This is a genomic window from Micromonospora sp. NPDC005161, assembly GCF_053599855.1.
The window spans coordinates 211,270-233,398 of sequence record NZ_JBSFYQ010000003.1; the positions used below are offsets into that span (position 1 = coordinate 211,270).

A 22,129-nucleotide genomic window follows, 5' to 3' on the forward strand; every position below is an offset into this window, starting at 1 on the left:
CCTGGTGACGACCGAGAAGAGGCGGGCCCCGGCCGGTGCGGCGGTGCTTCGTGGTGAGATCACCACGGCCATCCGGCGCGCGCTGATGCAGGAGCTCGCCGCGGTCGGCTACGGCCGGCTCTCCATCGAGGCGGTGGCCCGACGGGCCGGCGTCAGCAAGACGGCGATCTACCGGCGGTGGAACTCCAAGCTCGACCTGGTGCTGGACATCGTGGCCGCGGCCGCGCACGGCAAGCTGCCCGTGCTGGACACCGGCACCCTGCGCGGCGACCTCGCGTTGCTCTTCCAGGCGGTGGCGCACGCGCTGCGGCATCCGCTGGCCTCGCAGATCGTTCCCGACCTGCTCGCTGAGGCCGCCCGCAACCCGACCATCGACCAGACCCTGCGTCAGGTGCTGCACGCCCGCCAGCAGGAAATCGGGGGCCGTCTGGTCGCCCGCGCCGTGCAGCGCGGCGAGCTGCCTGCCGACACCGACCCGGACGCCGCCGTGGACCTCATCATCGGCCCGCTCTACTGGCGGCTCGCCATCGCCCGCGGTCCGGTCACCGACACCTACCTCGACACCCTGGTCGAGTCGGTGGCCACCGGGCTCGGCGCCGAACCTGCCGTACCCCGGCAGCGGGGCAGTGTGGCTCCGTCGACGGGCGCCTGACCGCTCTGCCGTCCGCGACCCGGCGCTCTCAGCGCGGCGCGTCGACCGGAAGTCGGGAGACGATGTGCCGGGCGATCTCCAGCGAGCTGGTCGCGGCCGGGGAGGGTGCGTTGAGCACGTGCACCTGCCGGTCGGCCTCGACGATCAGGAAGTCGTCCACCAGGCCGCCGTCGGGGAGGATCGCCTGCGCCCGCACGCCGGCGCCGGCCCGGACGATGTCAGCCGGGGTCAGCTCCGGCACCAGCCGGGCCAGGCTGTCCGCAAAGCGCTTCTTCGACAGTGACCGGGTCACCTCGGTCAGGCCGTAGCGGTAGTGCCGCCGACCCAGGGCCCAGAGGCCGCGGTAGGAGAGCTCGTCCCAGATGTCACGAGGGTTGATCCGGCCCCAGGAGTAACCCTCGCGGGCGGTGGCCAGCACCGCGTTCGGGCCGGCGTGCACGCTGCCGTCGATCATCTTGGTCAGGTGCACCCCGAGGAAGGGGAACTGCGGGTCCGGCACCGGGTAGATCAATCCCCGCACCAACCCCTGCCGCTGCGGGACCAGCTCGTAGTACTCGCCGCGGAACGGCACGATCCGCACCGGCGTCGGCACGCCCGCCAGCCGGGAGATCCGGTCGGCGTGCAGGCCGGCGCAGTTGATCAGGACGTCCGCGGTCACCTCACCGCGGCTGGTGGTGACGACCACGCCCTCCGGACGGGTGGCCACTCCGTTGACCTCGGTGCCGGTGCGCAGGTCCGCCCCGCCCGCGGCGAGCAGCTCGGCCAGCTTGCGGCAGACCGCGCCGAAGTCGACGATGCCGGTCGAGGCGACGTGCAGGGCGCCGACGGCCGCGACGTGCGGCTCGTACTCGGCCGCCTCCGCACCATCGATCACCCGCGCCGGCAGGCCGTTGGCCAGGGCGCGCTGGTGCAGGTCGTGCAACCGGGGCAGCTCCGCGGCGTCGGTGGCGACGATCAGCTTGCCGCAGATGTCGTGCGCCAGCCCGTGCTCGCGGCAGAACTCGACCATCGAGGCGCTGCCGGCCTTGCAGAGGGTCGCCTTCAGGCTGCCGGGCTTGTAGTAGACGCCGGCATGGATGACGCCCGAGTTGTGACCGGTCTGGTGAGCCGCCCAGCCGGCCTCCTTCTCCAGCACGGTGACCGAGTCGCCGGGCCGGTCGATCATCAGCCGGTGTGCCACCGCCAGCCCGACGATGCCGCCACCCACCACCACGAACCTGGTCATGTCATCTCTCCCGCCCGACGCCGGGACCGATGGTAACCAAGCCCACCCGCGCGCCCGACTGGCCCACCCCCCATGGGCTTGGCCTAGACTGCTCCGGGTCCATCCTCTCTGGGAGTCACATGTCTGAGGTCATCGCGCTCGGTCAACCCACGGTCGGCGAAGCCGAACTCGCCGCCATCGCCGAGGTCTTCGCCTCCGGCTGGCTCGCTGGTTCCGGGCCCACCTGCCGTCGTTTCGAGGAGCGCTTCGCCGTCGTCGCCGGCACCCGGCACGCCCTCGCCACCAGCAACTGCGGTTCCGCCCTGCATCTCGCGCTGCTCACCCTCGGGGTCAAGCCCGGCGACGAGGTGATCGTCGGCGATTACACCTTCCCGGCCACCGGCCACTCCGTGATGTGGACCGGCGCCACGCCGGTCTTCGCCGACGTGCGGCCGGACACCTGGACGGTCGACCCGGCCGCCGTCGAGGCCGCGATCACGCCACGCACCGTCGGCATCATCGCCGTCGACGCGTTCGGGCAGCCGGCGGACTACGACGAGCTGCGCGCCATCGCCGACAAGCACGGGCTGTTCCTGGTCGAGGACGCCGCCTGCTCGGCGGGCGCCACCTACAAGGGCCGCCCGGCCGGCAGCCTCGCCGACATCGCCACCTTCAGCTTCCACGGCCGCAAGGGCATCACCGCTGGCGAGGGCGGGGCGTACGTCACCGACCGCGAGGACCTCGCGGCGCACGCCCGCAAGCTGCACACGTACGGCGTGGAGGGGGCGCTCACCCGCGCCGAGCTGTCGCACCTGCCGATCCCGACCTTCACCGAGCTGGGCTACAACTACCGGCTCTCCGACATCTCCGCGGCGATCATGCTCGCCCAGCTCGACCGGCTGCCGGACCTGCTGGCCGCCAAGCGTCGCACCGCCGCCCGCTACGGTGAGCTGCTCAAGGACCACGAGCTGATCACGACGCCGTACGAGGCGCCGGACCGCGAGCACCCCTGGCAGTCGTACGTGGTCACCCTGGCCCCCTCGGTCGACCGGGGCGCGGTCGCGCTGGCACTGCGTCAGCGCGGAGTGCAGTGCACCTTCGGCACGTACGCCTCGCACGCCCAGCCGCTCTACGGCCAGACCACGCCCTGCCCGGTCTCGGCCGACCTGTTCGTCCGGCACCTGGCCATCCCGATGCACGCCAACCTCACCGACGACCAGGTCGAGACCGTCGCGGCCACCCTCATCGACGTCGTCAACTCCGCGGCCACCAGCCGCTGATCCCCCCAGGAAGGACACGCTCCGCCATGTCGAAGCAGACCGTCTTCATCACCGGAGGCGCTGGTTTCATCGGCCTGCACGTGGTACCGATGCTGTTGGAGAAGGGCTACCGGGTCCGCATCTTCGACAACATGACCCGCGGCGACCGGGACCGTATCGCGGAGCTGGTGGCGACCGGCGACGTCGAGCTGATCGAGCAGGACGTCCGCTACGGCGGTGCCGTGCACGCGGCCATGAAGGGCTGCGACTACGCGATCCACCTCGCCGCGGTCTCGATCAACAAGAGCCAGGCCGACCCGCACGAGTCGATCGACATCAACATGGTCGGCAACCACAACGTCTTCGCCGCCGCCGCCGACAACGGCGTCAAGCGGCTGGTCTTCGCGTCGTCGGCCTCGGTCTACGGCGACCCGAAGAAGCTGCCGATGCACGAGGACGACCGGCTCGACCCGCTCACCCCGTACTGCATCTCGAAGCGTGCCGGTGAGGACCTGCTCGGCTTCTACCAGCGCAGCAAGGGCCTGAACTGGGTCGCCCTGCGGTTCTTCAACGTCTACGGCCCGGGCCAGAAGCCGACCGCGTACTACACCTCGGTGATCAACCACTTCGTGAAGCGGTTGAAGACCGGTCAGCCGCCGGTCATCGACGGCAAGGGCGAGCAGTCGATGGACTTCATCCACGTCCACGACATCGCCCGCTCGGTGGTCGCCGCGCTGGAGGCCGAGCAGGGCAACGTGGCGGTCAACATCGGCACCGGCATCGACACCTCGGTGGCCACCCTCGCCGACATCCTGATCAAGGCGGTCGGTGTCGACGTCGAGCCGCAGTTCAGCCCGCGTGAGGTGCTGGTCAGCCGCCGGGCCGCGGACATCACCCGGGCCCGCGAGGTGCTCGGTTGGGAGCCGACCATCGCCGTCGAGGACGGGATGACCGACCTGATCAAGACCGAGGTGGCGTGACCCAGTCGTCGTCCGCCGGGAGTCCGTCATCGCACGGGCTCCCGGCGAACCCGTATAACCCGCTCGCCTGGGTGATCGGCGAGCCGGTGGTCGGCGCCGGGACCTGGATCGGTGCCTTCACGGTCATCGACGGTTCCGGCGGGCTGACCATCGGTGCCGGGTGCGACATCAGCTGCGGCGCGCAGATCTACACCCACTCCACCGCCCGACGTTGCGTATCGGGTCGTGCCTATGCTTCGGTGGACCGTGCGCCGGTGATGATCGGCGACCGCGTCTTCATCGGGGCGAACGCGACCGTGATGATGGGCGTCACCATCGGTGACGGTGCGGTCGTCGGCGCGGGCGCCGTGGTCAGCAGAGATGTGCCACCGGGGGCGGTCGTGACGGGGGTCCCGGCTCGGGTGGTCTCCACAGTCGAGTTGGACGGCGGCGATGTCCGGTTCGTCCCCGTAGCGGAAAGCTAGGAGTCCCCCTCCCGTGCGTATCGCAGTCGTCAACAACTTCTTTCCGCCGCGCGCCGGCGGAAGCTCCCATCTGTCCGAGTCGCTCGCCCGTGGCTACGCCGCCGCCGGGCATGAGGTGCTGGTGCTCACCGCCGCCTACCAGGACGCTCCTGCGGTGGAGGAGCGCGACGGGCTGCGGATCGTCCGGCTGCCGGCGTTCATGCTGCCGGAGACCCGGCTGGCCGTCAGCTTCGACATCTCCTTCACCAGCCGGCCGAGTGTGCTGCGGCGGGTCCGCACACTGCTCGACGACTTCCGGCCGGACGTCATCCACCAGCACGGGCAGTTCTTCGACCTGACCTGGGCGACCGCGCTCTACGCGCGTAAGCGCCGGGTGCCGGCGCTGCTCTCCATCCACACCCGGCTGGAGAACCCGCAGGCCCGGTACGCGAAGGTGTTCCGCGGTCTGGACGCGGCCATGGTCAAGCCGTTCATGCGGCGCGCCAAGCCCCGGCTCGTGGTGATGGACGTGCTCATGCAGGAGTACATCGAGTCGCGCTACCGCGGCGCGCACTCCGGCCTGGTGCCGATCCCGGTCGGGGTGGATCCGGACTGGGTGGTCGGCGGCAACGGTCAGCGGGTCCGCGACCGTCACGAACTGGGCAACGCGCCGGTGATCCTCTCGGTGGGCCACGTCATCCCGCTGCGGGACCGCGTCGCGCTGGTCGAGGCGCTGCACGAGGTGCTGGCCGCGGTGCCGGACGCGAAGCTGCTCATCTGCGGGCAGGTCTACTACCAACACTTCGCCGAGCGGGCCCGTGCGCTCGGCGTCGAGCACGCCGTCATCGCCGCGGGCAAGGTGCCCAAGAGTGAGATCCCGGACTACCTCGCCGCCGCCACGGTGGAGTCGCACGAGCAGGGGCTGGGTCTCGGCACGGCGACGCTGGAGGCGATGGCCGCCGGGGTCCCGGTGGTGGCGCCGGCGCGGGCCGACAACTTCCCCGGCATCGCCCTCCGCGACGGCGACAACGTCCTGCTCTGCCAGCCGGGTGACGTCCAGGGCCTGGCGCAGCGGCTGACCGCCGCGCTGACCGACCAGGGCCTGGCTAAGCAGATCGGGGTCAACGGTCAGGCTTTGATCCGCGAGCGGTTCAGCCTGGACCGGGTGCTGCACCGGCACCTGGAGGTACTGACCGAGATGGCCGCGTCCCAGGGCCGCTGACCTGACGTACGTCGAACCGCCGGTGCCCCCGACCGAAAGGTCGGGGGCACCGGCGGTTCAACGTACGTGTCCAGGGGGTTGTCTTACGGGCGGGCGGGAACGTCAGCCGGTGGTGACCGATGCGTCCGCACCCGAGCGGGGCGCTGGCACCTGCTCGGCCCGAACCGCCGCAGCGGCCCCGTCGAGCGCCGGGTCGGCAGTGCTCTCCCCGGTCACCTTCTGCAGCTGCCGCATCCCGGAGAGGGCGGCGATGCCGGCGGCGAGCAGGTCGGCCACGGTGAAGATCAGGCGGGAGGCGAGCGCGATCCCGGTCGCCGCGCCGATGCCGCCGGCGCCAGCGAGGAAGGGCGCCATGGTGGCGACCAGCACGGCCTCCCGGACGCCCAGCCCGGAGGGGGAGAGGAAGGCGAACATCCCGACGGTCATCGCGATGGCGAACGACCCGATGCTGCGCAGCAGGCCACTAACGCCCGGGGCGGCCTGCGCGTTGGCCAGCAGCCACAGGTGCACGCCGAAGAGGGTGTAGCCCAGGGCGCTCCACCCGACCACCCGGAGCACGCCGGGCAGGGTGAGCCGGTGCTGCAGCGGCGGTCGACGCAGCACCTTCAGGACGAGCTGAATGAGCCGGGTCAACACGGCCGGAACGGCGCAGAGCAGCGCGATCGGGAAGAGGACGGCGACGATGTAGAGCGCGACCCGGACCGGCTCGGCGTACTCCGCGCCGGAGTCGGCGGTCGCGTCGAGCAGCGAAGGCAGACTGAGCAGACCAACGCCGAGCGCGGCGACGACGCCGAGACCCAGCGCCATCAGGGTGGCCAGGAAGGCCCGAGCCCGTGGCAGGCCGGCACGCCGGCCCAGCTCCATCTGCAGGACGTAGGCCCAGACGCTGCCCGGGATGTACTTGCCGAGCTGGCCGACCATGCAGATCCGCAGAGCCGCCGACACGGACACCCGGTGCTCCAGGTCCGCCGCGGCGGCCCGCCAGGCCATCGAGTTGGCGAACATGCCGGCCAGCACCGCCAGCACGGCGAGCACCACCGAGGGCCACGCGAGGTCGACCCAGGTCTGCCGCACCTGCGGCCACTGGCTGATGACGCTCCAGGTCATGCCGGCCGCGATCGTCACGATGACCACCACCCGGACGGCCAGTGAGAGCCATCGGGACTTCGCCGCGGCGGCCCCGGTGGCCGGGGTGGGTACCGTTTCGACCTGCGTCGCGGTTTCTGCCACGGCCGTCCTGTCCTTTGGTTGTCCCGACACGTCCGGGTCGCCTGCACAATTCGCCGAGACTAGCGCAGTGTGCCGCGTACCACGAACCGAGGTTGACCGCGAGTCGGGACCGGTCCGGCGCTGGGGGGATTCGCGTCGCGGTGGTCCAGGTGTGCCGGGCATCTCCCGCGCTGTTACGGTCTGCACGCTGCCCCATACCTCAAGGAGAGCTGTTGTGATCCCGATTTCCGTCGTCAAGCTGGACGAGGAAGCCGAACGGTTGGCGGTCGAGGTGATCCGCTCGGGTGTCATCGCGCAGGGGCCCATGGTGGCCCGCCTGGAGCGCGAGTTCGCCGAGCTGGTCGGCGTCGAGCACGCGGTCGCCGTCAACAACGGCACCACTGCCCTCGTGGCCGCGCTTCAGGTGCTCGACCTGCAGCCCGGCGACGAGGTGGTCACCAGCCCCTTCACCTTCGTCGCGACCCTCAACGCCATCCTCGAGGCGGGCGCCACCGCCCGGTTCGCCGACATTCGCGAGGATGACTTCTGCGTCGACCCGGCGGCGCTCGCCGACGCCATCGGCCCGCGCACCCGGGTGCTGATGCCGGTGCACCTGTACGGCCAGCCCGCCGACATGGACACCATCGCCCCGCTGGCCCAGAAGCACGGCCTGGGCCTGGTCGAGGACACCGCGCAGTCCCTGGGCGCGTCCATCTCCGGCCGCGGCGCCGGCAGCTTCGGTCTCGGCACCTTCTCGCTGTACGCCACCAAGAACCTCACCACCGGTGAGGGCGGCATGATCACCACCAACGACGCGGTGCTCGCCGACCGGTTGCGCGTGCTGCGCAACCAGGGCATGCGGCAGCGCTACCAGTACGAGGTGGCCGGGCACAACTACCGCCTCACCGACCTGCAGGCCGCGCTGGGCATCCCGCAGATCGCCGCGTACGGCGGGAACGTCAAGCGCCGCAAGGACAACGCCGGCCGACTCTCCGCCGGTCTGGCCGACGTCCCCGGGCTGCGCCTGCCGACCGAGCTGCCCGGCCGGTCGCACGTCTGGCACCAGTACACGGTGCTGGTCACCGACGAGGCTCCGGTGAGCCGCGACGAGGTGATCGCCCGCCTGACCGAGAGCGGCGTGGGCTGCGGCATCTACTACCCGAAGACGGTCTACGACTACGACTGCTACCGCGACCACCCTCGGGTGATCGCGGACCCGGCGCCGGTGACCGACCGGGTGGTCCGCCAGTGCGTCTCCCTGCCGGTGCACCACCACCTCACCGACAGCGACCTCGACCAGGTCGTCGAGGCCGTCCGGAAGGCGGTCGGCGCGTGACCGCCAAGCTGCGTTTCGCCCTGGTCGGCACCGGGGTCATGGGTTCGCTGCACGCCCGGGTGGTCGCCCAGTCCGACCGGGCCGAGCTGGCCCGGGTCATCGAGCCTCGACGCTCGGTCGGCCAGCAGGCTGCCGAGCGGTACGGGGCCGACTGGTCCCCGGACGCCGACGACCTCTCCGACGTCGACGCGGTGGTGATCGCCGCTCCCACCGAGTTCCACCGCGGCCTCGCCGACCAGGTCCTGGCCGCCGACAAGCCGCTGCTGATCGAAAAGCCGGTCTGCGGCAGCCTCGCGGAGACCGAGGAGATCGTGGCGACCGCCGAGAAGCGCGGGGTGCCGCTGCTGTGCGGGCTGCTGGAGCGGTTCAACCCTGCGGTGCTGACGGCACTTGCCCTGGTCCACCGCCCGCTGCACCTGACCGCCACCCGGCACTCGCCGTACGCGCCGCGGATCCGCACCGGGGTCGCCTGGGACCTGCTCATCCACGACGTCGACCTGGCGATCCAGGCCTTCGGCGGAGAGGAGCCGGCGACGGTACGCGGGACCTTCGGCCACTTCCACCCCGACTCGCTCACCGAGGCGGAGGACGTGGCGGAGACCGTGCTGTCGTTCGGCACCGGCGCCCTGGCCAACGTGTCGGCGAGCCGGATCGGGCAGCGCAAGGTGCGGACCCTGGTGATCAGCGAGGTCGACCGGCTGATCGAGGCCGACCTGATCCGCAAGGACGTGACCATCTACCGGCACGTCTCACTGGACGCCGCCACTCCGGACGGCCGTGGCTACCGGCAGCAGAGCATCATCGAGGTGCCGGAGCTGATCACGAACCGCGAGCCGCTCGCCGCCCAGCTGGACCACTTCCTGGACATCGTCGCCGGCACCGCCGACGCCGACGTCGAGCGGCAGCGGATCCTGCCGGCGCACCGGGTGGTGGGTCGGCTCTTCGCCGACAACGGCCGCTGACGGACGGTAAAGGGCGGGGCGACCACGGTCGCCCCGCCCTTTCGTGTATCCGAGGGGGAGCGTCGCCTGGCGGGCGGGCGGACGCTCCCCCTCGACTACCGCCCGCCGAGCCGGGTCAGGCTCGCGGGCGGTCGGTCAGCCGTCGGACGCGCAGGCCCGCCCCGCGTCGGTGACCTGGTAGATCTTGATCCGGCCGAATTTCTGCACCAGGGTGACCTTGTCGCTGGCGTCCAGCAACGCCTGCTTGTAGTTCTTCGTCGCGGCGGGAATGCCGCGCTTGCCGACGACGACGTACTCGACGCCGAACCGGCGTACCTCGCAACCGGCGGGCACCGCACCTTCGCTGCCCACGAGCCAGTTGAAGGCGGCCCAGCGGCGCTCGTAGTCGTCGCCCGCTTCGGTGAGGCCGGGCAGCGGCGGAATGCCGAACAGCAGCGGGTTTTTGTAGTCGGCGTACGCCCAGGACATGAATTCGCGGTGCCGGTCGTAGGCCACCGTCCTGCCGGGTGGGGTGTTCTCGCTGAGCCATTCGTAGGTCTGGACGTAGGAATTGCCGAGCGGAGCCCTGTTGATCATGGCCGTCCGCAGTGGCTTCCAGCTCGACGGCACGGCGCCCAACCCGATGAGCGCGAGCACCAGGACCGTCGCGGCCACCGCGGCCGGCACGGCCGAGTCGCGCAGGCCACGGGCCTTGGCCACCAGCCGCGACACGAGCCACTGGATCGCGATCCCGATGACGACCGCACCGACCACCGTCAGGACGCCGTAGACCGGGAAGATCATCGAACGGACCCGCTCGCGGACGCCGTACCAGAGACCCGCCAGCGTGGCCGCGGCGGTCGACTCGGAACTGGTGGTCCAGATGCCGATGACGGTGAAGACGGCCCCGGCCACGAACCACGGCCGGGCCCAGCGCAGCCGCGGGATGAGCAGGCAGAACGGCGAGACCAGCAGGCAGGCCATCGTGATGACCACGGCGACGCTGATCGGTGACATCGTGAAGACGAAGTCCTTGCTCGGCACCAGCGGATAGCCGAAGAGCGCGTAGCGCTGGGGGTGGGTCACCCAGTACTCGATCGACTTGTCCCACATGTTCGGCAGGGCGGGCTCGTTGGAGGTTCGTTCGCCGTTCGCACCGAGCAGGGCACCCAGCAGCGGCAGCAGCGGCAGCAGCGCGGCGACGACCATGGTGCCGAGGGCGGTGACGCCGTGACGCAGCTTGAACGGCGCGCGGAGCGCCAGCACCACGCCGATCGTGAGCACCCCGATGAACAGGACGTCGTAGGTGTGCGTCATGACCAGGCCGGCACCGGCGAGCCCGGCCAGCAGCCCCAGCCGTACCGGGTGCGGGCCACGCAGCGCGAGTGCGACCAACAGGGCGATGGCACCCGCCATGGCCGGGGCGGTCTGCTCGTTGATCCGCCCGTTGACCACGGAAACCCACATCGGGCCGATGAAGGCGGGCGCGGTCGCGGCGCAGGCGGCGACGACCGGCCGGGCGCCGAGCGCGCGAGCGGCGCCGTAGACACTGGCCACCAGGGCGAGCGGGCCGAGGATGATGGACCAGGCCGCCATGGCGGTGCTGATGTAGCCGCCCGTGATCTGGACAGCCTGGGCCCAGGAGATGTCGGCGGCCAACGGGTAGAACTTGCAGGAGACCGCCACCTCGTTGACGCCGGATGTGCACGCCGACGTGACCATGACGCTGCCGGTCTCCAGAATGCGGCGGGTCAGGAAGCCGTGGTTCATGGCGTCCCAGCCGGGTGGGGCGACGAGCCGGCCGAGCATCAGCCAGCCGAAGGCGATGGTGATCGCCGACGGGACGGCGACACCGGCCATGTCGACCCAGCGGGGACGGACCGAGGGGAGCGGGCGGAAGCGTGCGCGGAGACTCGGCCGTCCGCCCTCCTCGTCCGCGTTGCTCAACCCTCGCCAGAACAGGCGGGACACGACGACCACGGCACCGGCCAGCACCAGCTCCGCGACGAGCACCGCCAGGGCGCTCCGGGGCAGGCCCAGCGTCGGCAACCACGCCATTCCGACCGTGACCAGACCGAGGGTGGTCGCCGGGGCGGCGGCCCACACGGCCCACCGGTAGCGCCCCGGGGGCAGGGCGAAGCCGAGCACCGCCCCGGGCACAAGGGCCACGACGAGGGCGATCAGGGTTGTGAACACGCAGATCCTTCCTTGGGGACGGTAACTCTCCGCGGACACCGCCGTGATCGACTACTGCGTGGGCGGCCGTCACTCGGCCCAGGCGGCCGGCCCAGTATAGGAACCGGCGACCGGCGAGGTTCTATCGAGACCGGACACCGTCCGCGGCCCTCACGACGTTCTCAGGTGGAGCCGATTCGCGCCGACCCGGAGGGGCGGCGATCCGGACCCCGGGGGACTTTTCGCCTGACACTGCGGCACCCGATCAATACCGGCGCGTTCCTTCGCGTTAAGGTCACACCAGCGCGGTAGCGGGGGGCCGCGTGAGCGCCGGTTGTCGTCGCGGGTCAGGTTCAGCGGGTGGGCAGGTGGGCCGCCTCGGCCGACCGGTCCTCCGATGGCGGCTCGGCGAGGGGCTCACCGGCGACGCCCGGCACGCCCACGATCGCAGCAAAAGCGGGGGATCCAGGCCGTCACGGCGCCAGTGGTGGCCCGTGGAGTCAGTCGTCGATCTCTTAGGGAGCTAGTCCTTGTTCGGTAAGTTGATGGGACCGGCGGGAGTCGCGGCCCGCGGCGCGCTGCTGCTGCTGGCCTACGTCGTGATGCTCGTCGCCGGTGCGCTCGGCTGGGCCGTCGTTTTCACGCTAGCCGGGCTGGCCGCCCTCGGCGGCGAGTACGCGCTCGCCCGCTGGTCGCCAGCCACGCACACCCTGCTGGAAAAGGTCGGCCTGCGCGGGGACTACCGCCAGCTCACCAGGGACCTCGCGATCGTCCTGCTGGTGGTGGCCACGGTGCGCCCCAGCGCGGGGGAGCTCAGCCTGATCCTGCTGCTGCCGGCCGCGGTCTGGTTGATCTCGGTCTTCGCCGGCGCCCTCGCCACCATGATCGACCGGCGCAACCCGGTCTCGGCGCTGGTCCGCAACATCGACCTCGGGCCGATGCGCTCCGCGCCCCGTCCGCCGGGGTGGGCGGCCTGGCTCGCCGGTGACCGACTGGCCCTGGTCAACGTGGTGCTGGCGCCGGCCGCCGTGGTCGCGGCCGCCCTCGACACCGTCGCGCCGGTGCTGGGCGCGGGAGCGGGGGCGGTGCTCGCCGCCGCCGTCGTCGGTGGGATCGTCGCGCTGACCTGGCTGCGCGGCCGGGGCTCCGGGCAGAGCCCGCTGCTGCCCGCCGTCCAGCGCTGGCTCGACACCCACCGGCCCGAGGTGGCGCTCTACTTCGCCGGTCCGGCCAAGGACGCCTACCAGGCGAACATGTGGCTCGCTCCAACCGAGGCGCTGGAGCAGCGCGCGGTGGTGCTGATGCGTAGCCGGGAGGCGTTCACCGAGCTCGCCGACACCCGACTGCCGGTGATCTGTGTGCCGGCCGGGGTGGACTTCATGAACCTCGAACTGGGCAGCGTACGCACGGCGCTCTACGCGGCGAACGTCGGCGCGAACATCCACATGCTCCGCGAGCCGGGCATGAAGCACGTCTTCGTCGGGCACGGCGACAGCGACAAGGCGGCCAGCGTCAACCCCTACAGCAAGGTGTACGACGAGGTCTGGGTCGCCGGTCTCGCCGGTCGCGAGCGGTACGCCCGGGCGGGGGTGGGCGTGCTCGACACCGACATCGTGGAGATCGGGCGCCCGCAGCTCGCCGGCGTGCACACCTTCGGCGCGGAGTCGGTCGATCGGCCCTTCACCGTGCTCTACGCCCCGACGTGGGAGGGGTGGCTGGACGACGACCCGTACCACACCTCGCTCGTGCTGATGGGGGAGCGGATCATCCAGGGTCTGCTGGCGACGAGGCCCGAGGTGCGCGTCATCTACAAGCCGCACCCGCTGACCGGTTCCCGCTCCAAGGACGCCAAGGCGGTGCACGAGCGGCTGGTGGAACTCATCCGGAGCGCTGGCGGTGACGCCGACGCGACCTCGCTGGACGGTACCCGGCACCTCGTGGTCACCGGCCGGACGCCGGCGCTGTTCGATTGTTTCAACCAGACTGACCTGCTGATCAGCGACGTCTCCAGTGTGGTCTCGGACTTCGTGCAGAGCGAACGGCCGTACGTGGTGGCCAACCCGAGCGGCCTGCCGGAGGACGAGTTCCGGCGGGAGTACCCGACCGCCCGGGCGGCGTACCTGCTCTGCCGGGACTGCGGCGAGCTGGAGAAGATCGTCGCCGTGACCCGGGCCGACGACGACCCGATGGTCGAGGCCCGGCGTGAGCTGAAGACCTACCTGCTCGGTCCGGCCGAGGAGAACCCGATGGACCGGTTCCAGGAGGAGATCGCCCGGCTCTGCCGCTGAACGGCCCGACCGACACGAACGGCGGTGGACGGATGCGTTCCGTACACCGCCGTTCGTCGTCGGCTCAGCCCTGCCGCTGCGGCGGGTTGTCCACGTCCCGGGAGATGACCTCGCCGCGCTCGTCGACCCAGCCCTTGGGACGGGCCGGGTTGCCGGCGACGAGCTGGTACGGCGCGACGTCCTTGGTCACCACCGAGCCGGCCGCGATCATCGCGTACTCGCCGACCTCGATTCCGCAGACCAGGGTCGCGTTCGCGCCGATCGAGGCGCCCCGGCGCACCATGGTCGGGGTGATCTTCCAGTCCGGATTCTGCGCGCGGGGCCGGAAGTCGTTGGTGAAGACGACGCACGGGCCGACGAAGACCTCGTCCTCCAGGGTCACCCCCTGGTAGACGGAGACGTTGTTCTGAATCTTGACCAGGTCGCCGACCGTGACGCCGGCGTCGACGTACACGTTGCGGCCGATGACGCAGCCGGCGCCCACCTCCGCCGACGACCGGATGTGGGCCAGATGCCAGACCTTCGTGCCGTCGCCGATCCGGGCACCCTCCTCCACGTCGGCGGTGGGGTGGACGAAGACCGAGGGGGACGGGGAACTGCTGTCAGTCATCCTTCAACTCGCATGGTCGCAGGGCGCGCCGGGCGCCGTCGGTGACCCGCGTCGGCGTGCCATCGGCCGCGCGGATCGGGGCTGCCACGCCCGCCCAGGCACGGAGCGTGGGGCCGGGGCGCACGGGACTCGGCGTAGCATAGCGACCGCTCAGGCCAGCAGCGCCGCCACCGCGTCGGCGGCCGGCTGATCAGCCGGAAGCGTCTGCGTCGACACCACCGCGGTCACCGGCAGCGGGCCGTACAGGTGGGGAAAGAGCTGGCCGCCCCGCGAGGGCTCCCAGCGCAGCGCGTCGCCCAGCCGTTCCGGGTCCACGGTCAGCAGGGTGAGCCCGGTGGCGCCGGTGAAGTGTCGTCGGGCCGTCTCCACCACCTGGTCGGCGGCGGATAGGTGGATGAAGCCATCCTGCCGGTCCACCGCCGAGCCGACCAGGTGGCCGACCGCCCGGGCGTCGTCCCACTCCACCGTCGGCAGCAACTTGTAGATCACCGTGGCAGCCTACGGGGGCCGGCAGGCGTTTCGGCCGTACCGCCGCCGACGCCGGTCGCGGCCCGGCATGCTCAGGTGGAGCAGGCGGCGGGAGGGTGACGATGGAGAGCTACGACGAGGACTGGACCGATACCCAGCGCGCGCTGTACGACGAGTGCTACCGGGCTGGCGGCGAGTGGGCCGAGGACCCGGACACCCCGTCCGATGACGTACAGCACGTGATCAACCTGGCCGAGGCGGACGACGACGCCTTCACCGACGCCGAGATCGACTACGCACCCCTGGTCGACGCGGTCACCCAGGCCAGCGGGGTCAACGTCACCAGCGTGCCGGCCCGCCACGACGACCCGGGTTTCCGGGGCTTCGTGGATGGCGTTCGGGACGCCGTCGCCGACGACGTCTTCGGCCTCTAGTCGAGCAGGCCGGGAGGCGGCCCTCCCGCTCGCGGCAACCTTCTGCCACCATTCGCAGGACGACACTGCGATGGACGGGGGCACGGGTGCGGATCCTGCTGGTGGAGGACGACCGCCGGGTCGCCGCCGCGCTCTCCTCCGCCCTCACCCGCCGCGGGTACGAGGTCGAGCACGCCGCCACCGTCGCCGCCGGGCTCGCCGCCGCCCCGTGCGACCTGGTGCTGCTCGACCTGACCCTGCCCGACGGGGACGGCACCGACCTCTGCCGGGAGCTGCGCCGGCGCAGCAGCCAGCTCGGCATCATCGCGGTGACCGCCCGAGGCGAGGAACGCGACCGGGTGCTCGGCCTTCGCCTCGGCGCGGACGACTACGTCGTCAAGCCGTTCTCGATGGTGGAGTTGCAGGCCCGCATCGAGGCGGTGCTGCGCCGGGCCGCGAACGCCGCTCCGGAACGGCACCTGATCGAGGCCGGCGCGGTGCGCATCGACGTCGCCGCCCGGACGTTGACGGTGGACGGCCGGGAGGTCACGCTGACCCGCAAGGAGTTCGACGTGCTGCTCTCGCTGGCCCGTCAGCCCGGGGTGGCGGTGCCACGCGACCGCATCCTGCTCGACGCCTGGGGCACCACCTGGACCGACCGGCACACCGTCGAGGTGCACGTCGGGTCGCTGCGCGGCAAGCTGGGCGACGCCCGCCTGGTCGAGACCGTACGCGGGGTCGGCTACCGGCTGCGCGATGCGTGAGGGGCCGCCGTGCGCCGTCGACTGGTGATCAGCTATCTGCTGCTGATGGTGCTCGTCCTCATCGCGTTGGAGACCCCGCTGGCCGCCACCCTGGCCAGCCGCGAGACCGAACGGGTACGCGCCGACCGGCTCGCCGACGCCACCCGGTTCGCCTCGCTGGCCGGACCGGTGCTACGCGGCGGCGGGCCGGGCCCGATCGAGGCGGAGCTGCGCAGCTACGACGAGCTGTACGCGATCGGCGCGGCGGTCGTCGACCGGGAGCGGGGCACCGTGGTCGCCTCGACGAGTTGGCGTCCGGCCACGGGGACCAGAACGGCGCTGGACATCGCGCTGTCCGGGCAGCAGACCAGCGCCCCCGAGTCGGTCCTGCCGTGGACGGCCGGCGCGGTGGTGGTGGCGGTGCCGATCAACGACGGCGGCGAGGTCCTCGGTGCGGTGGTGATCGTGACCCCGTCCGACCCGATCCGCCGGACCGTCACCGCCTGGTGGCTGCTGCTCGCCCTGGCCGGCCTGCTCGCGGTGCTGGCCTGCGTGCTCACCGCGTTCGGCCTGGCCGGCTGGGTGCTGCGCCCGGTCACCGAGCTGGACGCGGTCACCCACGAGATCGCCGAGGGCGACCGGAAGGCGCGCGTGCTGCACCGGCTCGGCCCGCCGGAGCTACGCCGGCTCGCAGCGAGCTTCAATCACATGGCCGACGTGGTGTCCGACGTGATGGACCGGCAGCGGGCGTTCGTCGCGCACGCCAGCCACCAGCTGCGCAACCCGCTCACCGCGCTGCGGCTGCGGGTGGAGGAGCTCGGCCCCAGCCTGACCGACCCGGACGGGCGCTCCGAGCACCGGCTGGCCCTGGAGGAGACCGACCGGCTGGCCCTGGTGCTGGACGCGCTGCTCACCCTGGCCCGTGCCGAACGTGAGGAGAACGAGCGGGTCACCGTGGACGCCGCCGCGGTGGCCGCGTCCCGGGTGGCCTTCTGGGCGCCGCTGGCCCGGCACCGGTCGGTCGCGCTGCGGCTCGTCACGACCGACGCCCCGGCGTACGTCCAGACCGTGCCGACCGCCGTCGACCAGGCACTGGACGCGTTGATCGACAACGCGGTGAAGTTCAGTGGCGCCGGTGGGGCGGTGACGGTGACCGTGGCCAGCCGCGACCACGGGGTGAACCTGGAGGTGCGCGACACCGGTCCGGGTATGACCGAGAGCCAGCTCGGCCAGGCCACCGAACGGTTCTGGCGGGCACCGGACGCGCAGAACGTGGACGGCGCCGGGCTCGGCCTGACCATCGCCGCGGTGCTGGTGGACGCCTCCGACGGTCGGCTCACCATGCGCCGGGGGGAGCCGCGTGGGCTGGTCGCCGGCCTGTGGTTCCCGACGCCTCAGCCGGTCCCCGTGGCGGAGTCGCCGGACGAGGAACCGGCTGTCGACCTACGCTCCACCCTGGCCCGTTAGCGGGCCGGGTGTCAGGGCTTGGCCGCCCGGTACCAGGCGGCGGCCCCGGGGTGCAGCGGCAGCGGCGGCGTGGCGATCGCCGAGCGGGGGCTCATCCGCCCCGCCGCCGGATGCGCGGCGCCCAGCTCGGCCCGGCGCTCCATCAACAGCCGGGTCACCTCCCGGACCAACCGCTCCGGGAGGGCGGCCTGGACTATCAGGTAGTTCGGGTTGGCCACCGTGGTCACCGGGTCCACGCCGTACACCGAGCGGGGAATGTCCCGGGAGACGTAGACCTCGCTGTAGCGTGCGCGCAGCGGCTCCGTCCACTCGCCGAGGTCCACGATCCGGGTGGCGCTGCGCCCGGCCAGCTCCTTGATGCCCCGCACCGGCAGCCCGCCGGAGAAGAAGAAGGCGTCGATCCGCCCGGCCCGCAGCGCGATCACCGAGTCGTCCAGCCCGAGCCGCTCCTGGCGTACCTCGTCAGCGAGCTGGGCCACCTCCAGCAGCCGGGTCGCGGTGATCTCGGTGCCGGATCCGGGCGCGCCGACGGAGACCCGCCGCCCGCGCAGGTCGGCGACCGTGCGGACCGGCCCGCCGCCGGTGGTCACCAAATGCAGTTGGTCGTCGTAGACCCGGGCGACCGCGTCGACCGTCGGACTGTCCGACGTGGTGGTGGGCAGCACGTCGGCCTGGGTGAAGCCCAGCTCGGCCTCGCCGGAGCCGACCAGCCGGACGTTCTCCGCCGAGGCGGCGGTGACGATGACGCTGGCCTGCACGCCGGGCAACTCCCGGTTGAGGATGGCTGCCAGGGACTGCCCGAAGGCGTAGTAGACGGCGGTGGGGCTGCCCGTGGCGATGCGGATCCGCAGCGGCTCGGCCAGGCCGTCCCGGCAGCTGGCCGCCCCGGTCAGCGTCGCGGCCAGCAGCAGCGTCAGCAGCGCCGCCGTCCCCGGACGGCGGCGACCGGGCCGGCTGGGCGAGGTACGACTCACGCGGTGCACTGTCCGCCGTCGGGCCGGTGCGAGCAAGCCCGTTCGACCGGCCGCCGATGCCGGCCGCGCCCGGGTCAGCAGGCGGGGCGGCTCTCCGGCTGCGGTGCCGCGGTGCCGGCCGGTTCCATAGCTGCGGTGCTGGCCGGTTCCATGGCCGCGCTGCGCAGGATCCGTGCCCGGTCCGGCCCGTCGGCGACGCTGACCAGGAAACAGCCGGTGCCGGGACGGAGCAGGGCCGGCACGTCGAGCACGGCCGCGCCACGGATCAGCACCGCCGCCAGCTCCCGGTCGGTGAGCCGCACGCCGAGGATGTGCCGGCGGACATGCCGCCCGCCGGCCAGCAGCGCCGAACGCCAGGCCGCCGCGGCGAGCCGGGACACCCATCGCCGGCGTGCCGGCGAGGCACCGGGCAGCGGTCCGCCGAGCAGCTCCCGACGACCCTGCCACCAACCGGCGTCGAGCACCCGGGCGTACCTCCCACGGTGTTCCCGGGGCACCCAGAGCCGGTGCAGCTCGTAGCGGCGGCGCAGGCCGCCGACGGCCACCTCGTGGGTCACCGGGATGTCCAGTCGGCCGAGCAACTGCCGCATCCGCTGGGCGGCGTCCTCCCGGTTGAACTCCACTCCCGACGCGGGCGGCGGGAGCGCCGCCGACAGCCGCCTGGCGGTCGGCCGTGGCGTGCAGCGCAGCAGGCAGGCGGCCTCGAACGCGTCACCCAGGGTCAGCCAGTCCAGCGGGGGTGGCGTCGCCGGGGAGCGGGGCCGATCGAGCAGGGCGGGTTCGCGGGCCAACGGAGGAGCTCCCTTGTCGGAGTCTTGGTTCCCCTACCGTGGCCCCTGAGCCGCCGCTGCGGAACCGGTCCCGCCCAGCCTTGAGGAAATCTTGCGGGTGCCCGCCTAGAGGTCGGTGACCACCAGATCCACGTGCCGAGCCCGACCGGGGGCGGCCGCCTGCTCCACGACAGTGTGCTTCAGGTCGCGCAGCGTGCCGATCAGCTCCGCGGCGGTACGCGGCCGCGCCCCGGCGACCAGCAGGTCACGGACCAACCGCCCCTTGGTCGCCTTGTTGAAATGGCTCACCACCGAACGGACCGGCACCCCGTCGACCTCCCGCTCGTGCAGCACCCGCAGGATCACCGTCCGCTCGGCAAGCTCCCCGCGCGGCGTCCAGGTGGTCGCGTACGCGCCGGAGCGCAGGTCGAGCACCGGCCCCGAGCCCGCCGCGGCCGACAGCACCGGCGCCAGCACCGGCCGCCAGTACGCCGACAGCGCCCCCACACCGGGCAGGCGGGCGCCGATCGGGCAGCGGTACGGCGGGATCCGGTCGGCGAGCCGCACCGCGCCCCACAGACCGGAGCTGATCAGGATCGTCCGGCGGGCCGTCCGCAGCGCCGCCGCCGGCAACGAGGCCAGGTCCAGCGCCTCGTAGAGCACCCCGGTGTAGACCTGCGCGGCCGGCGCGGTGGCCGCCACCCGCAGCCGTGCGTTGCGGCGCAGTTCGCCGCGCTGGCCCTCGGTGAGCCCGAGCGCGGCCAGCGCCGCCGCCTCGTCCGGCCCGGCGCTCAACGCCACGAGCGCGTCGAGCACCCGCTCCCGGGCCGGGTTCAGCTCGGGCAGCGCGAGCCGGTCCGGGGACCATCGTCGACCGGTGCCGGCGTCGGCCTTCCCCTCCGAGGGCGGCAGCAGAATGAACATCGGGTCCGCTTCCTTGTCAATGCTCATTGCTGAGCACGTCGGATGATTCGCTCTCCGCCTGGCGTGCCGGGCTGGAGTCCGGGAGCGGCAGTCTGCTCCGGTGGCGATCGGCCCGTGCCTGCACGATCTGCCTCACCGCGCGATGCGGGGTGTGCAGGGTGATGTCGGGGTCACCATGTCGTCGCAGGACGTTGATCGCGGCGTTCACGTCGGCCTGCCACACCACCCCGCACAGGGTGCAGTGAAGCCGATCCCCGGCGCGTCGGCCAAAGCAGCCGCAGCGGTGACAGACTTGTGAGGTGTAGGCGGCGTTGACGTGCACGAGCGCAGAACCTCTGCGCTCCGACACATTCTTCAGCGCCTGCGCGGTGACCCCCTTGGTCCACGCCGCGAGACGCCGGTTGGTGTTCTTGCCCAGCGGCGTGCGCCCGGCGAACGTCTTGGTCAGGTCCTCGGCCACCACGACGGCGGCCTTGTCCACTACCCAGTGCACGGCGGTGAAGATCTCCGTGCGCACCCGCGCCTGGTGGCGGGCGGCCTGCCGATCACGCTTAATCGTGCCGAGGTTGTTGGCCGCGATCCGGTCAGCCTTCGCCTGGTCGCCGCGCCGGGCGGCTGTATTGGCGACCGAGCGCAGTTTCGCCCGGCGGCGGTTGCGTTCCTTGATCCGATCGGATTCGGCGCTCAGCAGATGACCGAGACCGTCACCGTGGTGGTTGCCATCGGAATCGGTCAGCACCTCGGTGTAACCCTTGTCCACCCCCAGCGTCGCCGTGCCGGATGGACGCTGGGAGGTCTTCATTCCTGCGGCATCGATCTGGTAGTGGATCTCCACCCGGCCATCACGCAGGATCAACCGCAGCGTGCCCGTCGGGGCGACGGTGGTGTTCAACGGGATGCGGACCATCTGGCACCGCACGAGCCCGGGCACTGCCAGCCACAATCGCCCGCCATCGTCAGCCCGGGTGTGGTGCTGGTCGGCGCGCACCACGATTTGGTTGTGGGTGCGGTTGTGCCCGCGCCGCCAGTGTGAGCGCATCTGCCGGGACAGGTACGGGTCGTCGGCCCACCGGTCAGCCTTGAGCAGGCTGAACAGCCGCTTCTGCTCTGCCCGGTCGCCGGTGTGGTGGCGGATGGCTCGGCGCACCTGCACCTTGGCCGATTCGCGGGTCGCGGCGATGTCGGCCATCGCGTCGCGGACGGTTTCCTTCCACGCGTTGGCCAACACCCCGAACCGGTGGTGGATGCCCTCGGACAACCATCGGTCGCGAACCTGCCGGTCCTTCAACCTAGCCCCGCGCGCCGACCCGTACCGCTGCCACACCTCGCCGCGGACCCGACCCAGCCGCCGCGCCTGCTCGGCCAGCGCGCGGTATTTTCCCGCGTTGAGGCGGTGTGAGTAGGCGATTCGGGTCGTCTTCACGACGACGCCTCGGTCAAGTCCGCTGCCTTGAGCTGCTTCTCGTAGCGCCGCAGGCCATACAGGCGGCAGGAGAAGGTACGCACGATAGCCAGCAGGTCCTGCACCATCTCCTCTCGCGGCGACAGCGACTCCTGGTTGGCGACGAGGATTTCGCAGCCTGCGGTCTCGGCCTCGTGAGCAAGGTAGTCATAGCCGAACCGGGCAAGCCGGTCCTTGTGCGCGATGACCAAAGTTGCCACTCGCCCGGCTTTGACGTCGGCCATGACGGCGAGCATCTTCGGGCGAGTCAGGTTCATTCCGCCGCCGACTTCCCGCACCCACTCATCCACTGCCAAACCGCGAGCGAGGCAGAACGCCTCCATGGCTTCGACCTGGCAGGCGAGGTCGGCGCGCTGCCCGGCGGAGGAAACGCGGCAGTAGACGACGATCTTGCGGTCGTCACGGGCGAAACCGGGGGCAAGGACGGCGGCCACGTCGGATTCGTCGAAGTAGCGCTGACCAGACGGGGAGCGGCGGACAGTGATCTTGCCTTCCGCCTCCCAGCGCCGGACGGTCGACGGTGACCGCCCGACGCGCTTGGCGAAGTCGCCAATCCGGTAAACGCTACTCACGACGAGAAACTTTAGGC

The 22,129-nt window shown here is 71.8% G+C and carries 21 protein-coding genes; 11 read left to right on the plus strand and 10 right to left on the minus strand.

The genetic code is table 11. From position 1 onward, the window contains the following. Positions 1 to 43: 43 nt before the first annotated feature. Positions 44 to 652 (plus strand): TetR/AcrR family transcriptional regulator, encoded by a 609-nt coding sequence (locus ACWD5O_RS04775; RefSeq protein ID WP_450084668.1) that lies wholly within the window; start codon positions 44 to 46, stop codon positions 650 to 652. A 28-nt stretch (positions 653 to 680) separates the two neighbouring features. Here ACWD5O_RS04775 and lhgO read toward each other — a convergent pair whose 3' ends face one another. After that, the gene (gene lhgO / locus ACWD5O_RS04780; RefSeq protein ID WP_450084604.1) at positions 681 to 1,877 is read right to left on the minus strand and encodes an L-2-hydroxyglutarate oxidase; all 1,197 of its coding nucleotides are present in this window, start codon (positions 1,875 to 1,877) and stop codon (positions 681 to 683) included. 119 nt (positions 1,878 to 1,996) lie between these two features. Between lhgO and ACWD5O_RS04785 the strand changes: the two genes are divergently transcribed. The 4 genes from ACWD5O_RS04785 (at position 1,997) to ACWD5O_RS04800 (ending at position 5,760) form a co-directional block, all read left to right on the plus strand. Further along, positions 1,997 to 3,136 carry a DegT/DnrJ/EryC1/StrS family aminotransferase gene (locus ACWD5O_RS04785; protein ID WP_354965950.1) on the plus strand — a complete coding sequence of 380 codons (1,140 nt, stop codon included), beginning with the start codon at positions 1,997 to 1,999 and terminating at the stop codon, positions 3,134 to 3,136. A gap of 26 nt (positions 3,137 to 3,162) precedes the next feature. Then, positions 3,163 to 4,095: an NAD-dependent epimerase/dehydratase family protein gene (locus ACWD5O_RS04790; RefSeq protein WP_450084605.1), complete on the plus strand. Its 933-nt coding sequence runs from the start codon at positions 3,163 to 3,165 to the stop codon at positions 4,093 to 4,095. 71 nt (positions 4,096 to 4,166) lie between these two features. After that, on the plus strand, positions 4,167 to 4,559 hold the full coding sequence (locus tag ACWD5O_RS04795) for an acyltransferase (RefSeq protein ID WP_450084606.1): 393 nt from the start codon (positions 4,167 to 4,169) through the stop codon (positions 4,557 to 4,559). Positions 4,560 to 4,572: 13 nt separating this feature from the next. After that, positions 4,573 to 5,760: a glycosyltransferase family 4 protein gene (locus ACWD5O_RS04800; RefSeq protein ID WP_450084607.1), complete on the plus strand. Its 1,188-nt coding sequence runs from the start codon at positions 4,573 to 4,575 to the stop codon at positions 5,758 to 5,760. Between the two features lie 102 nt (positions 5,761 to 5,862). Here ACWD5O_RS04800 and ACWD5O_RS04805 read toward each other — a convergent pair whose 3' ends face one another. Further along, complete coding sequence (locus ACWD5O_RS04805; protein ID WP_450084608.1) at positions 5,863 to 6,990, minus strand: lysylphosphatidylglycerol synthase domain-containing protein; 1,128 nt, start codon at positions 6,988 to 6,990, stop codon at positions 5,863 to 5,865. Between the two features lie 214 nt (positions 6,991 to 7,204). Here ACWD5O_RS04805 and ACWD5O_RS04810 point away from each other — a divergent pair, with 214 nt between their 5' ends. Both ACWD5O_RS04810 and ACWD5O_RS04815 read left to right on the plus strand, forming a co-directional pair. Then, the gene (locus tag ACWD5O_RS04810; RefSeq protein ID WP_354965946.1) at positions 7,205 to 8,305 is read left to right on the plus strand and encodes a DegT/DnrJ/EryC1/StrS family aminotransferase; all 1,101 of its coding nucleotides are present in this window, start codon (positions 7,205 to 7,207) and stop codon (positions 8,303 to 8,305) included. Beyond that, a complete protein-coding gene (locus ACWD5O_RS04815; RefSeq protein WP_354965945.1) occupies positions 8,302 to 9,267 on the plus strand; it encodes a Gfo/Idh/MocA family protein in 966 nt (321 codons plus the stop codon). The genes ACWD5O_RS04810 and ACWD5O_RS04815 overlap by 4 nt, the downstream gene beginning before the upstream one ends. A gap of 135 nt (positions 9,268 to 9,402) precedes the next feature. Here the strand turns inward: ACWD5O_RS04815 and ACWD5O_RS04820 are convergent, their stop codons facing one another. Next, positions 9,403 to 11,442: a DUF6541 family protein gene (locus ACWD5O_RS04820; protein ID WP_450084609.1), complete on the minus strand. Its 2,040-nt coding sequence runs from the start codon at positions 11,440 to 11,442 to the stop codon at positions 9,403 to 9,405. A gap of 509 nt (positions 11,443 to 11,951) precedes the next feature. On the opposite strand from ACWD5O_RS04820, the gene ACWD5O_RS04825 reads away from it, so the two are divergent. Further along, the gene (locus tag ACWD5O_RS04825) at positions 11,952 to 13,709 is read left to right on the plus strand and encodes a CDP-glycerol glycerophosphotransferase family protein (RefSeq protein ID WP_450084610.1); all 1,758 of its coding nucleotides are present in this window, start codon (positions 11,952 to 11,954) and stop codon (positions 13,707 to 13,709) included. A 64-nt stretch (positions 13,710 to 13,773) separates the two neighbouring features. On the opposite strand, the gene ACWD5O_RS04830 is transcribed toward ACWD5O_RS04825, so the two are convergent. Further along, complete coding sequence (locus tag ACWD5O_RS04830; RefSeq protein ID WP_450084611.1) at positions 13,774 to 14,319, minus strand: acyltransferase; 546 nt, start codon at positions 14,317 to 14,319, stop codon at positions 13,774 to 13,776. A gap of 150 nt (positions 14,320 to 14,469) precedes the next feature. Continuing rightward, positions 14,470 to 14,808, minus strand: coding sequence for a DUF952 domain-containing protein (locus tag ACWD5O_RS04835; RefSeq protein WP_354965940.1), 339 nt, complete (start codon positions 14,806 to 14,808; stop codon positions 14,470 to 14,472). A gap of 101 nt (positions 14,809 to 14,909) precedes the next feature. Between ACWD5O_RS04835 and ACWD5O_RS04840 the strand changes: the two genes are divergently transcribed. The 3 genes from ACWD5O_RS04840 (at position 14,910) to ACWD5O_RS04850 (ending at position 17,410) form a co-directional block, all read left to right on the plus strand. Beyond that, positions 14,910 to 15,221: a hypothetical protein gene (locus ACWD5O_RS04840; RefSeq protein WP_354965939.1), complete on the plus strand. Its 312-nt coding sequence runs from the start codon at positions 14,910 to 14,912 to the stop codon at positions 15,219 to 15,221. Positions 15,222 to 15,307: 86 nt separating this feature from the next. Continuing rightward, a complete protein-coding gene (locus ACWD5O_RS04845; protein WP_354965938.1) occupies positions 15,308 to 15,964 on the plus strand; it encodes a response regulator transcription factor in 657 nt (218 codons plus the stop codon). A gap of 9 nt (positions 15,965 to 15,973) precedes the next feature. Continuing rightward, complete coding sequence (locus tag ACWD5O_RS04850; RefSeq protein ID WP_450084612.1) at positions 15,974 to 17,410, plus strand: ATP-binding protein; 1,437 nt, start codon at positions 15,974 to 15,976, stop codon at positions 17,408 to 17,410. Positions 17,411 to 17,421: 11 nt separating this feature from the next. On the opposite strand, the gene ACWD5O_RS04855 is transcribed toward ACWD5O_RS04850, so the two are convergent. The 5 genes from ACWD5O_RS04855 to ACWD5O_RS04875 all read right to left on the minus strand — a co-directional run bounded on the left by ACWD5O_RS04855 (position 17,422) and on the right by ACWD5O_RS04875 (position 22,112). Then, on the minus strand, positions 17,422 to 18,384 hold the full coding sequence (locus tag ACWD5O_RS04855; RefSeq protein ID WP_450084613.1) for a TAXI family TRAP transporter solute-binding subunit: 963 nt from the start codon (positions 18,382 to 18,384) through the stop codon (positions 17,422 to 17,424). 74 nt (positions 18,385 to 18,458) lie between these two features. Continuing rightward, positions 18,459 to 19,175, minus strand: a complete 717-nt coding sequence (locus ACWD5O_RS04860; protein ID WP_450084614.1) for a hypothetical protein — start codon at positions 19,173 to 19,175, stop codon at positions 18,459 to 18,461. 105 nt (positions 19,176 to 19,280) lie between these two features. Then, a complete protein-coding gene (gene yaaA, locus ACWD5O_RS04865) occupies positions 19,281 to 20,078 on the minus strand; it encodes a peroxide stress protein YaaA (RefSeq protein ID WP_450084669.1) in 798 nt (265 codons plus the stop codon). 16 nt (positions 20,079 to 20,094) lie between these two features. Further along, positions 20,095 to 21,501 (minus strand): RNA-guided endonuclease TnpB family protein, encoded by a 1,407-nt coding sequence (locus ACWD5O_RS04870; protein WP_450084615.1) that lies wholly within the window; start codon positions 21,499 to 21,501, stop codon positions 20,095 to 20,097. After that, positions 21,498 to 22,112: an IS607 family transposase gene (locus ACWD5O_RS04875; RefSeq protein ID WP_354965933.1), complete on the minus strand. Its 615-nt coding sequence runs from the start codon at positions 22,110 to 22,112 to the stop codon at positions 21,498 to 21,500. Before ACWD5O_RS04875 ends, ACWD5O_RS04870 begins: the two co-directional genes overlap by 4 nt. Positions 22,113 to 22,129: the final 17 nt, after the last annotated feature.

Coding starts and splice junctions, on each gene's coding strand:
- ACWD5O_RS04785 (WP_354965950.1), top strand. CDS start 1,997: ATGTCTGAGGTCATCGCGCTCGGTCAACCCACGGTCGGCGAAGCCGAA.
- ACWD5O_RS04830 (WP_450084611.1), bottom strand. CDS start 14,319: ATGACTGACAGCAGTTCCCCGTCCCCCTCGGTCTTCGTCCACCCCACC.
- ACWD5O_RS04790 (WP_450084605.1), top strand. CDS start 3,163: ATGTCGAAGCAGACCGTCTTCATCACCGGAGGCGCTGGTTTCATCGGC.
- yaaA (WP_450084669.1), bottom strand. CDS start 20,078: ATGTTCATTCTGCTGCCGCCCTCGGAGGGGAAGGCCGACGCCGGCACC.
- ACWD5O_RS04840 (WP_354965939.1), top strand. CDS start 14,910: ATGGAGAGCTACGACGAGGACTGGACCGATACCCAGCGCGCGCTGTAC.
- lhgO (WP_450084604.1), bottom strand. CDS start 1,877: ATGACCAGGTTCGTGGTGGTGGGTGGCGGCATCGTCGGGCTGGCGGTG.